Here is a 1,308-nt window from a genome sequence, read left to right on the forward strand (position 1 = left end):
CTAGTGTAGTGTAGCGTTGATAAATAAGTAAGATGTTGAGTTTGAATCTGTTAGAGTAGCCATCGTTGTGGAGTATAATAAAAATAAACGGCGGTGACTTAAAATGGGCAGAAACAAGAAGTACGTTATCTCATTGACAGATGATGAAGTACGCAGATTAAAAAGTGTTTTGCGTAAGAAAACGACTACTCGAACCCTAAAATGCAGATGCCAAATTTTATTAGACCTCGATGAAGCACATGGAAAAACACTTACCCATCAACAATGTGCCAAATCTATCGGTGTTTGTATTGCGACTGTGCACAATGTAATCAAGTACTACATTGACGGCGGTGTTGAAAATGTTCTAACAGTCGGTAGAAGTGTCAATTCTGATAATGCCCGTAGGAAAATCGATGGACGCGCGGAAGCAAAACTCATAGAAATGGCCTGCGGCCCAGCTCCAGAAGGTCGGTCCAGATGGACCCTTCGCCTTCTGGAAGAGAAAGCAAAAGTTGAACTTGAAATTCCCGTTGGCAAAGATGCCATCGGAAGAACTTTAAAAAAAACGAATTACGACCTCACAAAAAACAATATTGGTGCATCCCGTCAAAAGAAAACGCAGCATTCGTAGCGTGCATGGAAGATGTCCTCGACGTGTATGAGTTACCTTACGATCCTCAACACCCAGTCGTTTGTATGGACGAAAAACCCTATCAACTTTTGGGTGAATCAAGAGAACCTCTTCCTATGCGAAAAGGCAGTGACCAAAAAATTGATTCTGAATATGTGCGAGAAGGCACTTGTAGCATTTTTGTCTTCACTGAACCACTGGGTGGAGTCCGACACGTGAACGTACGTAAGCAACGAACGTCGGTAGATTGGGCCGAGGAGATTCAATACCTTGTAGATATTGGTTATCCCAATGTTGAAAAAATCACTTTAGTTCTGGATAATCTCAATACACATACACTCGCTTCACTCTACAGAGCATTCCCGCCCGAAGAGGCACGAAGGATAGCCCGCCGCTTAGAGATTCATTTCACGCCATTACATGGTAGTTGGTTGAATATTGCCGAAATAGAATTAAACGTTATGACCAGGCAATGTTTACATCGCAGAATTGATGATTTTGAAAAACTCCGTTCGGAGTTGGCTGCATGGGAGCGGGAACGGAATACCCGATCATCAAAAATCCGTTGGCATTTTACAAATAATCAAGCGCGAGAAAAGATGGCTTCGTTGTATCCAAAAATTGAAAAATCAAATATTTGATACTAGTTGAGTATGTCGATCTCGATCTTTTCTCTAAATATCAACGCTACACTA

General features: G+C 41.7%; 2 protein-coding genes. Both read left to right on the forward strand.

Annotated elements, in window-relative coordinates; all coding sequences use genetic code 11:
* The first annotated feature begins 103 nt into the window (after positions 1 to 103).
* Positions 104 to 613, forward strand: coding sequence for a helix-turn-helix domain-containing protein (locus BMZ71_RS14540; RefSeq protein ID WP_086988998.1), 510 nt, complete (start codon positions 104 to 106; stop codon positions 611 to 613).
* Entirely contained in the window at positions 583 to 1,254 is a 672-nt protein-coding gene (locus BMZ71_RS14545; RefSeq protein ID WP_245734465.1) for an IS630 family transposase, read from the forward strand. The genes BMZ71_RS14540 and BMZ71_RS14545 overlap by 31 nt, the downstream gene beginning before the upstream one ends.
* Positions 1,255 to 1,308 lie beyond the last annotated feature (54 nt).

Origin of the sequence: Trichococcus flocculiformis (assembly GCF_900113645.1) — a bacterium.
In the GTDB taxonomy this organism is placed as follows: Bacteria; Bacillota; Bacilli; order Lactobacillales; family Aerococcaceae; genus Trichococcus; species Trichococcus flocculiformis.

What these genes read in the sequence shown, in the direction of transcription:
- BMZ71_RS14540 (WP_086988998.1), top strand. Translation starts at nt 104, where the DNA reads ATGGGCAGAAACAAGAAGTACGTTATCTCATTGACAGATGATGAAGTA.